Annotated in this window: 10 protein-coding genes; 3 read left to right on the top strand and 7 right to left on the bottom strand. The window is 63.9% G+C overall.

The window, feature by feature from the left end; all coding sequences use genetic code 11:
* Positions 1–10 precede the first annotated feature (10 nt).
* Both C2I35_RS04600 and cysK read left to right on the top strand, forming a co-directional pair.
* The gene (locus C2I35_RS04600) at positions 11–2,518 is read left to right on the top strand and encodes a GcvT family protein (protein WP_103761788.1); all 2,508 of its coding nucleotides are present in this window, start codon (positions 11–13) and stop codon (positions 2,516–2,518) included.
* Positions 2,519–2,688: 170 nt separating this feature from the next.
* Positions 2,689–3,759 carry a cysteine synthase A gene (gene cysK, locus C2I35_RS04595; RefSeq protein ID WP_103761787.1) on the top strand — a complete coding sequence of 357 codons (1,071 nt, stop codon included), beginning with the start codon at positions 2,689–2,691 and terminating at the stop codon, positions 3,757–3,759.
* 175 nt (positions 3,760–3,934) lie between these two features.
* Here cysK and C2I35_RS04590 read toward each other — a convergent pair whose 3' ends face one another.
* The 3 genes from C2I35_RS04590 to C2I35_RS04580 all read right to left on the bottom strand — a co-directional run bounded on the left by C2I35_RS04590 (position 3,935) and on the right by C2I35_RS04580 (position 6,871).
* On the bottom strand, positions 3,935–5,056 hold the full coding sequence (locus tag C2I35_RS04590) for an acyltransferase family protein (protein WP_103761786.1): 1,122 nt from the start codon (positions 5,054–5,056) through the stop codon (positions 3,935–3,937).
* A 412-nt stretch (positions 5,057–5,468) separates the two neighbouring features.
* Positions 5,469–6,215: a glycoside hydrolase family 25 protein gene (locus C2I35_RS04585; protein ID WP_103761785.1), complete on the bottom strand. Its 747-nt coding sequence runs from the start codon at positions 6,213–6,215 to the stop codon at positions 5,469–5,471.
* Complete coding sequence (locus C2I35_RS04580) at positions 6,212–6,871, bottom strand: DUF938 domain-containing protein (RefSeq protein ID WP_103761784.1); 660 nt, start codon at positions 6,869–6,871, stop codon at positions 6,212–6,214. The genes C2I35_RS04585 and C2I35_RS04580 overlap by 4 nt, the downstream gene beginning before the upstream one ends.
* A gap of 193 nt (positions 6,872–7,064) precedes the next feature.
* Between C2I35_RS04580 and C2I35_RS04575 the strand changes: the two genes are divergently transcribed.
* Positions 7,065–7,706 (top strand): Hint domain-containing protein, encoded by a 642-nt coding sequence (locus tag C2I35_RS04575; RefSeq protein ID WP_170067111.1) that lies wholly within the window; start codon positions 7,065–7,067, stop codon positions 7,704–7,706.
* A 473-nt stretch (positions 7,707–8,179) separates the two neighbouring features.
* Here the strand turns inward: C2I35_RS04575 and C2I35_RS04570 are convergent, their stop codons facing one another.
* The 4 genes from C2I35_RS04570 to C2I35_RS04555 all read right to left on the bottom strand — a co-directional run bounded on the left by C2I35_RS04570 (position 8,180) and on the right by C2I35_RS04555 (position 12,892).
* The gene (locus C2I35_RS04570) at positions 8,180–9,253 is read right to left on the bottom strand and encodes a BMP family ABC transporter substrate-binding protein (protein WP_103761920.1); all 1,074 of its coding nucleotides are present in this window, start codon (positions 9,251–9,253) and stop codon (positions 8,180–8,182) included.
* 28 nt (positions 9,254–9,281) lie between these two features.
* Positions 9,282–10,202, bottom strand: coding sequence for an ABC transporter permease (locus tag C2I35_RS04565; RefSeq protein WP_103761783.1), 921 nt, complete (start codon positions 10,200–10,202; stop codon positions 9,282–9,284).
* A complete protein-coding gene (locus C2I35_RS04560; RefSeq protein ID WP_103761919.1) occupies positions 10,202–11,284 on the bottom strand; it encodes an ABC transporter permease in 1,083 nt (360 codons plus the stop codon). The genes C2I35_RS04565 and C2I35_RS04560 overlap by 1 nt, the downstream gene beginning before the upstream one ends.
* 90 nt (positions 11,285–11,374) lie before the next feature.
* Positions 11,375–12,892 (bottom strand): ABC transporter ATP-binding protein, encoded by a 1,518-nt coding sequence (locus C2I35_RS04555; protein WP_103761782.1) that lies wholly within the window; start codon positions 12,890–12,892, stop codon positions 11,375–11,377.
* Positions 12,893–12,936: the final 44 nt, after the last annotated feature.

Here is a 12,936-nt window from a genome sequence, read left to right as displayed (position 1 = left end):
GTCGGATGTCATGAAAACACAAGTCAAAGCCTTGATCGTGGGCGGCGGTGCCGTCGGGACCTCGATCGCCTATCATCTGGCCCGCGCAGGCTGGGAAGACGTGATGCTGATCGAGCGTGACGAGCTGACCTCCGGCTCGACCTGGCACGCCGCGGGCCTGCTGCCCTATTTCAACATGTCCTATGCGACGACGCATATTCATGACTACTCGATCAAGTTCTACAAGACCCTTGAAGAAGAAACTGGCCTGAACGCCGGCTTCTCGGTCGTGGGCAACCTGCGCATGGCCCAGAGCAAACCGCGTATGGACGAATATATGCTTTACGCCTCGACCGCCGAGACCTGTGGCGTGCCTTACGAGTGGATGACGCCTGCTCAGATCAAGGAGCGGTGGCCGTTGGTCAATACCGACGATCTGGAAGGCGCGATCTATCACCCGACCGATGGCTACATCAACCCCGCCGATGTCACCATGGCGATGGCCAAGGGCGCCCGTCAGCGCGGCGTGACAATCGAGCGGAAATGGCAGGCCGACGGCTTTGAGTGGAAGGGCGATCACTGGGACGTGACGCTGACCAAGATGGTCGAGAAGGGTGGCAACCTGGTGCCTTCGGAAGAGCAGATTGTCGTGTCTGCAGAACACGTTGTGACCGCCAGCGGCAACCACGCGCAGCGCACCGCGCGGATGCTGGGCATCAAGATGCCGGCGATCCCGGTGGAGCACCAGTTCATCGTGACCGAGCCCGATGCCGAGCTGGTCAAGTACCGCCAGGACGGCGGCGAAGAGCACCCGGTTCTGCGCGACGCCGACGCCAAGTGGTATGTCCGCGAAGAGCGTGGCGGCTGGATCCTTGGCCCCTACGAGCTGAACGCGCCCGCACGGTTCGAATACTCGGTGCCGGACACGTTCCGCGCCGACCTCTTCCCGCTCGACCTGGAGCGGATCGAGGAAGAATACATGTCGATGATCCACCGGATCCCGTCGACGGAAACCGTTGGTTTGAAAGACGATTACAACGGTCCGATCTGCTATACGCCGGATGGCAACCCGCTGGTTGGCCCCGCGCCGGGGTTGCGCAACATGTGGCTGGCCGAGGGTTTCAGCTTTGGCATCACAGCGGCCGGTGGCACGGGCTATTACCTGGCGCAGCTGATGGTCGAGGGCGAAGCCGAGATCGACATGGCGAGCCTGGATCCCAAGCGGTATTCCAGCAATTGGATGACGACCGAGTTCGCCGCGCGCAAGAACGAGGAAGCCTACGAGCACGTCTATATCCTGCACCACCCCGACGAGGAACGGCCCGCCTGCCGCCCGCTGCGCACGGCGCCCGCCTATGATAGGCAGAAGGCGCGCAGCGCGCAGTTCGGGTTCGTCAACGGCTGGGAAAGACCCAACTATTTCGGGCCCTTGGACGCCGATGACAATTTCGACCACGACGCGCGGTCCTTCCGCCGTGGCGGCTGGTGGGAGTATACCAAGGCCGAGGCGGAAGCGGTGCGCAACGGCGTGGGCCTGATTGATGCGACCGCATTCACCAAGCACGTGGTGAAGGGTCCCGGGGCGACGGCGTTCCTGGACTGGTTCACCTGCAACAAGCTGCCGAAGGTGGGTCGCATCAACCTGACCTACGCGCTGACGGATCATGGCACGACGCGCACGGAATACACGATCGTCCGGACCGGTGAGAACGCGTATTATTGTGTCTCGGCAGGGGCCTGGACGGAATACGACGCCGATTACCTGCGCAAGGCGGCCGAGGAGAAGGCCGAGGAGTTCGGGTATATCGAGATCCAGGACGTGACCACGCAATGGGGTGTGTTCGCCATCGCGGGGCCGAAGTCGCGCGACGTTCTGAACGAGGTGATCAAGGATGCCGATCCGGCTACTGCACTGAGCAACAAGCGTTTTCCGTGGCTGTCTTGCCGCGAGATCGAGCTGGGCATGTGCCCGGTAAAGGCGATCCGCGTGGCCTATACCGGCGAGCTGGGCTGGGAGTTGCATCACCCGATGGAGATGCAGAACTACCTGTTCGATCTGCTGGAGAAAGCAGGCGAAAAGCACGGCATGAAGCTGGTCGGCGCCAGGGCGCAGAACTGGCTGCGGCAGGAGAAATCCTATCGCGCCTTCGGCAACGAGCTGGGCCGCGACGCGACCCCGCTGGAGGCCGATCTGCCGCGCTTTGTCGATCTGGATAAAGACTTTCACGGCAAGGATAAATTGCAGGAAACCGGTGTTCGCTTGAAGTGCTGCACGCTGCTGATCGACGGGCCGGAAGATGCCGATCCGTGGGGCCGCGAGGTGCTTTACACCGAGGATGGCACGCGGGTCGGGCGGCTGACCTCGGGTGGGTATTCGGTGCATTTCGGCAAGTCGATCGGTATGGGCTACGTGACCCCTGACCTGGCGGTCGAGGGTACGAAACTGAAGGTCAAGATGTTCGACAAGCTGTGGGACGCGACCGTGACCTGTGACAGCCCGTATGATCCCAAGAACGAGACCATCCGCAAGGATGGGTGAGGGATGCGCGACTCGGGGTGTTAACGGCTGAAACCCGGGTCGGTATCACGTCGGTATTTCAGTGGTAACGCGTCGGTGGCTTGCGCACCGGCGCGTTTCTTAATGGAGCGTCCCAAACGCGGTTAAAATGTGTTACGACTCTGGGGAAAACCAGATCTCGGGAGGATACCATGACAAGCCGAAAAACCAGCGGGCGCGGGTGCCGCTATGACAGCGTTCTGGACACGGTGGGCGACACGCCGGTTATCCGTGTGAACCGCATCGCGCCCAAGGGCGTGACCGTCTACGTCAAGGCCGAGGCGTTCAACCCGGCGGCGTCGGTCAAGGACCGGCTGGCGCTGAACATCATCGAGGCCGCCGAGGCGGATGGGAGCCTGGCGCCCGGACAGACGGTGGTCGAGGCGACGTCGGGCAACACTGGAATCGGGCTGGCGATGGTCTGCGCGGCCAAGGGTTATCCGCTGGTGGTCACGATGGCCGAGAGTTTCTCGGTCGAGCGGCGCAAGCTGATGCGGATGCTGGGGGCGAAGGTGGTGCTGACGCCGAAGGCGCTGAAGGGGTTCGGCATGTACACCAAGGCCAAGGAACTGGCCGAGGAAAACGGCTGGTTCCTGGCGAGCCAGTTCGAGACGGCGGCCAACGCCGATATCCACGAGGCCACCACGGCGCGCGAGATCATGGGAGATTTCGAGGGGGAACGGCTGGATTACTGGGTGACGGGCTATGGTACCGGCGGCACGGTGACGGGCGTGGCGCGGGTGCTGCGCAAAGAGCGGCCCGATACGAAGATCATCCTCAGCGAGCCGGCCAATGCGGCGATCATCAGTTCGGGTTATGTGAACACCCGCAACGACCAGCATCAGCCCACGGAAAGTCACCCGAATTTCGAGCCGCATCCGATCCAGGGCTGGACGCCGGATTTCATTCCCTACGTGATCCAGGAGGCGATCGACAACAACTACTATGACGAGTTGATCCCGGTTGCCGGGGCCGATGGCGTGAAATGGGCGCGTCGGCTGGCGGCGGAGGAAGGCATCTTTACCGGCATTTCCGGCGGCGCGAGTTTCGCCGTGGGGATGCAGGTGGCCGAGACCGCGCCTGAGGGGGCGGTGATCCTGGTGATGCTGCCCGATACCGGAGAGCGTTACCTGTCGACCCCGCTGTTCGAGGGCGTGCCGGAGGAGATGACCGAGGAAGAGGCCGAGATTTCACGCTCCACGCCTTCGGCGCAGATGGGGTAGGGGCGTCGGAAATTCGGATGTCGGCGTTGCGGGATGAAACGGGCGTCCACTTGGTGATCTCAAGTCAAGGCGCAATCCTTTTCAGCTTGCTTTGTGCATGACGAGGTAAGTTGCAGCTCAAGCGTCGGGATAAGAATGGGTTCGTGGGGCAGCTGCAAACGGTGCGGATGAACTCCTAACGTGCGGCGGGGACGCCAAGCAGGCGAGCCTTGGCCGAGGTTTGCAAAAGGCGCTCCGGCCCGACCATGACTGCCCAAGCCAACCCGAACACGATGGCGGATGCGATCAACAGGAGCAAAAGGTCCTGACGAACGTACTCCCCTATGGCCGGAATCAGGTGCATCCCGATCACGAAGTGACCGAGATAGATCGGGTAGGACAAGTTGCCGAGGTTCCGGAGAAGCGATGACGATCCGACTCTTTTCACAGTGGAATTGTGCCGCAGGCTAATGACGAAGAAAACGAGCATTCCGCCCCAGATAATCACCGGCGCGACCGGATTGTGACCGTTCGCCTGAAGCACGATTTGGAGTATTGCTGCGCCAACGTACAACAACAGCAGGGAACTTCGCAGGGCGTTGTACCCGTCCTTTTCGCTTCTCCACACAAGCATACCAATTGCGAAGAAGACGCCATGGCGAAGCAGGAGAACACTGAAAAAGTACCGATCCAGAAGGCTCTGGAGCCTTCCTGCATTGCCGATGGGCTCCATCAGAGAAAGAATGCCCAAGATAGCCAAATAGCAGGTGCTGGCAAGGCCAAGGGTAATCGCGCAAGCTTGGAAAATATCGAAGTTGGGCATTCGCAACCGGACAGCAAGAAGCAAGGCAATCAGTGAATAGAAAATGGCTTCGACGACAAGAGTCCAGATAACACCGTCAATATAGGGACCGACCGGAAACAGAATGATCGACCTAAAAAAAGAGTCGAGCAGGAGCGATAGGGGTTCGCCTGCCACATACCTAACCGTGAAGGCAATGAACGTGTAGACCCAGAGCGCTGGAAGAATTCGGATCGCCCTGTGTTTGAGGAATTCGATTGGTGCGGACCGGTCGGCACTGGCGACGATGACAAATCCGGAGATGACAAAGAATACTTGAACGCCGACCCACCCGTGGCTGGTGAATTGCTCCATCCATGGCCAGGCTCGGTCTTGTTGTGCCGCAGGAAAAGCTGGTTCGGCATCACTGAACAATCCAAAATGGAAATAGACCACGAGAAGGGCCGCGATAAACCTCAGGATATCGAGACCGTAAAGGTGGCTGTCGCGCTTTGGGTTTAGGTCACTGCTCACCATGACTGACCGACATAACGAACCCGCAGTTGGCGCGGCATTTCTGGCTCAGACATTAATAAATCCTTACTAAAAATTTAACGCTAGCGCGGCTTGCCAATGGTTGCAAAAGTTATTCCATGCGCCGCGCCAGGAATGGCTATGCGCGCTTTGGCAATTAAAGGTGATAACCGTCGCGAGCAGCGTTCCAAAATGGCTCGACGTGGACGAACACCTAGCGGATGATCGCATCCCTCGTTCGGTGACGATCGTCTACGCATCAGGTGACTGTGCTGATGCCCTGGCTGCCCTAAGCCTTTTGCAGGAGTTGCATGGTCGCCTATGTCCTGCCCCTCGTCGAACGGATCCTTGTTCTGTCAGCAAGGTTGGCAAAGCAGCCGTGTGACTTAAGGGGAATTCTTCGGGGCGCGCCGCATCAGCGGGTGCGCGCCTGAAGCCAGCGGCGCCAGGTGCTGCTGTTTCCCGCAAAGACGTTGATGTCGACGCCGCCCGCCACGCCCGGCACGACGCCGGTGCCGGTATATTGCCAGAAGCTCCAGCTTTGGCCGGGAAAGGTGGTGCGCAGGGTCTTGGCGGTGGAGCGCAGCCAGAATTCCTCGTTCAACTGGCCGATGCCGGTCTGGCGGTAGAATTCCAGCGTGGTGTAGATGATCGGGCGCTGGCCGTAGTGGCGCTCGAGTATGTCCATGAAGACGCGCGCCTGGCGGCGGACCTCGGCCCCCGGCGGGCGGGTGGTGCAGGTCGGCGAATATGGGTTCCATTCCAGGTCGATCACCGGGGGCAGGGCTCCGCCTTCGCGGGGCACGTTGCGGATGAACCAGCGGGCCTGCACCTCGGGCGGGGTACAGAAATAGTAGAAGTGGTAGGCCCCGCGCGGGATGCCGGCCTGTCCCGCGCCGGCCCAGTTGCGGGCGAACTTGGGGTCGACGCGGTCGCCGCCCTCGGTTGCCTTGATGAAGGCGAATTCGATGCCGGACTGCGCGACGCGGGCCCAGTCGATATCGTTCTGGAAGCGGGCGACGTCGATGCCGTGGATGTCGTAGTTCCAGGGCGGCGGGCCGTCCCAGTCGACGGGGTCGTTGTCGCCATAGCGCGGCCCGGCGCAGGCGGAAGTCAGGGTAAGGGTGACGAGGGCCAGCGCGGCGACGAGAAACCGGATCATGAACAGTCCTTTGATCGTACCAATACAAGGGCGAGGTTGTTGGCGGGCATCTCGGTGCGGGCGATGAGATCCAAGCCTGACTCGCCCGTCCAGCGTAGCATGTCGGCGTCGTTCTTGTAGCCCGCGTCCGGATGATCGGCGCGAATGGCGGCGTCGAATCGCGCATCGCCGTCCGAGGTGGCCCGGCCGTCGCGCAGGAAGGGGCCGTAGACGATGAAGCGGCCCTCCGGGGCGAGGGCGCGGGCGGCCTCGGCGATGAGGGTGCGGGCGGCCTCGGTCGAGATCAGGTGCAGTAGGTTGACCAGCAGTATGAGGGCGAACCCGTTGTGGGTGGCAGACCAGCCGGGTTGGGTGGCGTCGAGGCGCAGCGGTGGCCGTATGGCCCCGTCGGGCGCGTCGGCGGACCACGCGGCGATGGAGGCGAGGCGGTCCTGGGTGACATCCGTGGGCTGCCAGGTGAGGCCCGGAAGGTGGGTCGCGAAATGGGTGACGTGCTGGCCCGTGCCGCTGGCGATTTCGAGCGCCGTGCCGGAGGTTGGCGCGTGGGTCCTGAGCAGGTCGAGGATGGCGTCGGCGTTGCGCTCGGCGGCAGGGGCGTGCAGGCGGGCGCCTGTCCCCTGGTGGGCGACGGAGATGCGGGGGGGCGTGTCTGTCATGGCGACAGTTGGGACGGGATCGGTATCGGAATCAAGGGGCGGTGTCTGCGCGTCATCTGGGCCGTGGCGCCGCCGGCCCCAGGCAACACCAAGAAAATTAAGTATCCGGCACGATATTACCTCAATTCGATCCCAAATGCGGCGCATTACGCCCGGACCTTGTTTCCGTATGGGAAACTCACTGGAGTGCGAAATGGGCTACGTGGATTCGATCACGGTGAATGACAGAACCGACCGGCGCTACATGACCGGTATTTGCGGTGAGGCGAACGTGCGCACGCCTTTGGGCGGGCGGCGTGTGGAGATGCTGAAGCCCGGGGACATGGTACTGGTGCGGCATAACGGAATGCAGCCGGTGCGGATGATCTGGACCTGGACGGTGACGGCGGCGGAGATGCGCAAGCATCCCGAACTGGCGCCCATCCGGCTGAAGCCGCGGGCGGTCGGACCGATGATGCCGAACCGCGATTTGCGGATCGCGAGCGGTCACCGCGTCCTGATCCCCGGCTACCGTATTGCGGGCGCGGAGGACCAGCCCGGCTGCCTGATGCGGGTCGATGGTGTCGCGTCCGCCAGCGACGCGGCCTATTCCGACTGGTCGTCGGAGGAAGTGACCTATTACAACCTGGTCTTTGATCGCCACGAGGTGATCACCGCCGAAGGCCTGCCGATCGAGACATTCCGTCCGTCGCCCAAGGCGCTGAACCTTCTGGATATCGGCGCGCAGCAGCGTCTGAAGGACCTGTTTCCGGAACTGAACCGCCGGCGCTGTGCCTATCCCGGCCTGCCGCATCCGGTGGCGAAGGCCAGTGCGTACATGTCCCGGGTCGCCTGAAGCGACGGTGGTTCCAAGGGGCATCATACCGACGCCCCACAGAAGAAAGCCCCGCCGGGTTGGCGGGGCTTCGCAATGGATGATGAAAGCGAGAGTTCGCAGTGGGCGCGGAGAGCAATGACCGCTTGGAGCTCCTTTTGCTATCGCTGGTTTTGTGCCGCGCGGAATCAAGGCCGCAGGCCGCCGCGCGATCGCCAGACCGCCCCCCGGGCTGGCGATTGGGTGCCGATGGTGTGTCGCACTGAAGTTTCTCGGAGTTTGCGGGGATAAAGTGCACCGAAGATCTGTCGGTCGCCAGCCCGCGGTCTGGCAATCGCGCGGCTTGCGACACGAAAAAAGCCTTGTCCGTAAAGCCGTTATCGATCGCACCCCACGCCCCAACTTTGCCCCGGACGTGGGGTGCTTGTCATCGGGCCGCCCTGAACAGCTCTGTGTTCTGCACTGCATGGGCAGGAGTGGCGGCCCCTCACGACTTACTGAGGGATTTCGGCGGTGAGGCCTTCGACGAAGAAGTCCATCCCGAGAAGCGTGCCGTCATCGGCCACTTCGCCTTCGGCCAGCCAGGCCGATCCGTCCTGGCGGTTCAGCGGTCCGGTGAAGGGGTGGTAGTCGCCCGACGCGATGGCCTCTTTCATCGCGAGAGCCTCTTCCTTGACGTCGGCGGGCACGGCATCGGTGATCTCGCCGATCTCGACCATGCCAGGGGCGATGCCGTCCCATGTCTCGGTGCTTTCCCACGTGCCGTCGATCACCGCCTGGGTGCGGGCAATGTAGTAGGGCGCCCAGTTGTCGATGATGGAACTCACACGCGGGGTGGGCTTGTACTCGGCCATGTCCGAGGCCTGGCCGAAGGTGATGACGCCCCCGGCCTTTTCCGCCGCGGCCTGGGGCGCGGTGCTGTCGGTGTGTTGCAGGATCACGTCGGCGCCCTGGTCGATGAGGGCGGTGGCGGCGTCGGCCTCTTTCGGGGGATCGAACCACGTGTAGGCCCAGATCACCTTGAACTCGACATCAGGATTGACCTTCTTGGCGTGGATATAGGCGGCGTTGATGCCGCGGATCACCTCGGGGATGGGGTAGGAGGCGATGTAGCCGATGATGTTCGATTCCGTCATCTTGCCGGCGATATGGCCCTGGATCGCGCGGCCCTCGTAGAAGCGGGCGGAGTAGACCGAGACGTTATCGGCGGTCTTGTAGCCGGTTGCATGTTCGAACTTCACGTCCGGAAATTCCCTGGCGACGTTGATCGTGCTGTCCATGTAGCCGAAGGACGTGGTGAAGATCAGGTCCGCGCCGCGCCGCGCCATCTGCATGATCGCGCGTTCGGCATCGTTGCCCTCGGGCACGCTTTCCTGGAAGACGGTTTCGACCTGGTCGCCGAAATGTTCCTCGACGGCGAGGCGGCCCTGGTCGTGTTCATAGGTCCAGCCGCCATCGCCGATGGGGCCGACGTAGATGAAGCCGACCTTGGTCTTGTCTTGCGCCAGCGCGGGCAGGGCGAGGCCGAGCGTCAGGGCGGCGGCGCTCAGGATGCGGGTGAGGGTCATGAAGAACTCCCTGTTGGTGTGGTTGGCCTCATTGCGAGGCATGGAACGTGCGGCCCAGGGATCCGGGTGCGCGGGATTTGTCGCCAGACATGATGACCAGCACGAGGATGGTGATCAAGTAGGGCGACATGGAAAGGTATTCGACCGGGATCGGGATGCCCGTGGGCTGGAGGTTCAGTTGCAGCACCGAGATGCCGCCGAAAAGCCAGGCGCCCAGAAGAACGCGGCCCGCTTTCCAGCTGGCGAAGACCACGAGCGCCAGCGCGATCCAGCCGGAACCGGCGGTCATGCCTTCGGTCCATTGCGGAACGCGCACGAGGGAAAGGTAGGCGCCGCCCAACCCCGCGCAGGCGCCGCCGAAAAGGATCGCCAGGAGGCGCACGCGCACGACCTTGTAGCCCAGGGCGTGCGCGGCATCGTGGTTTTCGCCCACCGCGCGCAGGATCAGGCCGGCGCGGGTATATTTCAGCATGGCCCAGACGGCGGCGACGAGCGCGAGCGCGAGATAGACCATCAGGTCATGGGAAAAGAGGATGGGGCCCAGGACTGGGATGTCCGACAATACGGGAATGTCGAGACTGCGCGTCGGCGGGGGCTTGATGCCCTGGTAGCCCTGGCCCAGAAGGGCGCTTAGTCCCAGCCCGAAGAGCGTGAGCGCAAGGCCGGAGGCAACCTGGTTGGCCAGCGCGAATTGCGTCAGCAGCGCGAAGAGCAACGACAGGATGGCGCCGCCGAAGGCCGCGGCCACGAAGCCGATGACGGGCGAGCCGGTGTTGACCGCGATGGCGAAGCCGCAGATCGCGCCGGTGATCATCATTCCCTCGACCCCGAGGTTCAGCACGCCTGCGCGTTCCACGACAAGTTCGCCGAGGGCGGCCAGCAGGATGGGCGTGGAGGCCACGATGAGCGAGGCCAGGAGCAGCGTCGGGTCGATCGCGGAAAGGTCCATCACGCGACCTCGGCCCTGCGCCAGCGCAGGCGGAAATGGGTCAGAAGGTCCACGGCCAGAAGGAAGAAGAGCAGCATGCCCTGGAACATCTGGATCGCGGCGGCAGGCAGGCCGAGATTGGTTTCGGCAAGCTCGCCGCCGATGTAGGTGAGTGCCATCAGCAGTGCTGCCAGCAGGATTCCGACAGGGTGCAGACGGCCAAGGAATGCGACGATGATGGCGGTGAAGCCGTAGCCCACGTTGAAGTCGATATTGATCTGGCCTGCCGGGCCCGCGACCTCGAACATTCCGGCAAGCCCCGCCAGCGCGCCGGAAATTCCGAGGCAGATCAGCGTCAGGCGCGCCGGGTTCACGCCCGCGAACCGCGCGGCGCGGGGCGCTTGGCCCGACAGCTTGATATGAAAGCCCAGCATGTGCCGCGCGAGCAGGATGTAGGCGAAGATCACGGCGATCAGGGCGGCGACGACGCCCCAGTGGATGCCGGTCCCCGCGAAGAGCTCGGCGTTATGGGCCGACGGATAGTCGCGCAGGCTGCGCGAGCCGGGAAAGCCGCGGCCTTCGGGATTGCGCAGCAGGCCCAGCGCCATCTTGGCCAGGAGCTGTTCGGCCACGTAGACCAGCATCAGCGACACGAGGATCTCGTTGGTGCCGAAGCGGACCTTCAGAAGGCCGGGGATCATGGCCCAGGCCCAGCCGCCAAGGGCGCCCGCGACGACCATCAGCGGGAAGATCAGGGCGGACTCGGTGGGATAGAAAGCCAGCCCCACGCCCGCGCCGGTGAGTGCGCCGATGATGTATTGCCCCTCGGCGCCGATGTTCCAGATGTTCGCCCGGAAGCCAAGCGCGAGGCCGATGGCGATGAGGGTCAGTGGCGCGGCCTTTACCAGAAGTTGCGGGCGGTCGAAGCGGGCAAATTCGCCGAAAAGCGGCTCCCAGAAGATCGTGCGGATCGCCTCGACCGGGTCTTGCCCGAGCGCGGCGAACATCGCGCCACCGGCGAACATGGTGATCAGCACCGCCAGCACCGGGGCCAGCGCCGACCAGGTGCGGGACGGCTGAGGGCGGCGCTCGAGTTTCAGCACGGGGTGCATCCCGTGCCGGGGGCGGAATGCCGTTTCTTCCCCTGGCTGAAAATATCCCCGCAGGAGGCAAGATACTCTTGGTGCGCGGGCTCAGACATGCGCCACCTCCATGTCGTGCGCGCCGCCCATCATCAGGCCCACCTGCTCGGTCGTCAGGTCGGCGGTGGGGTGGATGTCCGAAAGCCGGCCCGCGTTGAGCGCGGCGAAACGGTCGGAGATCTGCATCAGCTCGTCGAGGTCCTGGCTTATGACAAGGATGGCGGCCCCCTTGGCGGCGAGGTCCATCAGAGCCTGCCGGATGAAGGCGGCGGCGGCGGCGTCGACGCCCCAGGTGGGCTGGTTGACGATCAGAGCCTCGGGGTCGTGCGCCATCTCGCGCCCGATGACGAATTTCTGCAGGTTGCCACCGGACAGGGCGCGCGCGGCGGTGTTGGGCCCGGGGGTGCGAACGTCGAACGCAGCGATCACCTTCTCGGCGAAGCTCTGTGCGCGGGGCCAGTTCAGGAAGCCGCGGTTGGAGAGATTCTGCTTGGTGGCGCCGGTGAGCAGGCTGTTTTCTGTCAGGCTCATCTCGGGGGCGGCAGCGTGGCCCAGCCGTTCCTCGGGGGCCGCGAAAAGACCGAGGTCGCGCCGGGCCTGCGGGGGCAGGCGGCCGATGGGTTTGTCGTCGAGACGCAGGGCGTCGGGCGTCACAGGCAACTCGCCCGAAAGCGCGGCGAGAAGTTCGTCCTGCCCGTTGCCCGCGACGCCGCCGATGCCGAGGATTTCACCCGCGTGCAGGGTGAGCGACACGTCCCGAAGCGCGGTGCCGAAGGCCGAGGGCGCGCGAACCGACAGCGCGTCGAGCGTGAGGCGCGGGGCGCCGGTTTTGGTGTCGCGCCGGGCGGGCGTCTCGAAGGCGCTGCCGACCATCATCTCGGCCATGGCGTGCGCCGTGGTCTGCGCCGGGTCGCAGGTGCCGACGTTGCGGCCCCGGCGCAGGACCGTGGCGCGGTTGCAGAGCGTGCGGATTTCTTCGAGCTTGTGGGAGATGTAGAGGATCGCCACACCCTCGGAGGTGAGCTTCTGCAAGGTCTTGAAGAGGATCGCGACCTCTTGCGGGGTCAGCACCGAGGTGGGTTCGTCCATGATCAGCAGGCGCGGGTCCTGCAGCAGGCAGCGGATGATCTCGACCCGCTGGCGTTCGCCTGCCGAGAGGTCCCCCACGGTGCGCCCGGGGTCGAGCGGCAGGCCGTAGGTTTCCGAGACCTCTCGGATACGGGCGGCGAGGGTGCGCATGGGGGGCGGGGTTTCCATGCCGAGGGCCACGTTTTCGGCCACGGTGAGCGCGTCGAAAAGCGAGAAGTGCTGGAACACCATCGCAACGCCGTGGCGGCGTGCGTCGCTGGGTTCGGACGGAGCGAAGGGCGATCCATGCAGGTGCATAGTGCCGCTGTCGGGCTTGACCAGCCCGTAGATCATCTTGACCAGCGTCGACTTGCCCGCGCCGTTTTCACCCAGGAGGGCGTGCACCTCGCCGGCGTGGATGTCAAAGCTGACATCCTCGTTGGCGACCACGCCGGGATAGGCCTTGGTCAGCCCGTCGATGCTGAGCAGCGGTTCCGTCACGCGCCGTTGTCCCCCCGGTTTCGCGGTCCCCGTCCCTGTTAGCG

This window comes from Roseovarius confluentis (genome assembly GCF_002917925.1).
In the GTDB taxonomy this organism is placed as follows: domain Bacteria; phylum Pseudomonadota; class Alphaproteobacteria; order Rhodobacterales; family Rhodobacteraceae; genus Roseovarius; species Roseovarius confluentis.
Note: the sequence above shows the minus strand (reverse complement) of the source record. Positions and strands in the feature narration are given on the sequence as shown.

Bases quoted from the DNA above. Each gene is read 5' to 3' on its own strand.
- C2I35_RS04600 (WP_103761788.1), top strand. From the start codon at position 11: ATGAAAACACAAGTCAAAGCCTTGATCGTGGGCGGCGGTGCCGTCGGG.
- cysK (WP_103761787.1), top strand. From the start codon at position 2,689: ATGACAAGCCGAAAAACCAGCGGGCGCGGGTGCCGCTATGACAGCGTT.
- C2I35_RS04590 (WP_103761786.1), bottom strand. From the start codon at position 5,056: ATGGTGAGCAGTGACCTAAACCCAAAGCGCGACAGCCACCTTTACGGT.
- C2I35_RS04585 (WP_103761785.1), bottom strand. From the start codon at position 6,215: ATGATCCGGTTTCTCGTCGCCGCGCTGGCCCTCGTCACCCTTACCCTG.
- C2I35_RS04580 (WP_103761784.1), bottom strand. From the start codon at position 6,871: ATGACAGACACGCCCCCCCGCATCTCCGTCGCCCACCAGGGGACAGGC.
- C2I35_RS04575 (WP_170067111.1), top strand. From the start codon at position 7,065: ATGGGCTACGTGGATTCGATCACGGTGAATGACAGAACCGACCGGCGC.
- C2I35_RS04570 (WP_103761920.1), bottom strand. From the start codon at position 9,253: ATGACCCTCACCCGCATCCTGAGCGCCGCCGCCCTGACGCTCGGCCTC.
- C2I35_RS04565 (WP_103761783.1), bottom strand. From the start codon at position 10,202: ATGGACCTTTCCGCGATCGACCCGACGCTGCTCCTGGCCTCGCTCATC.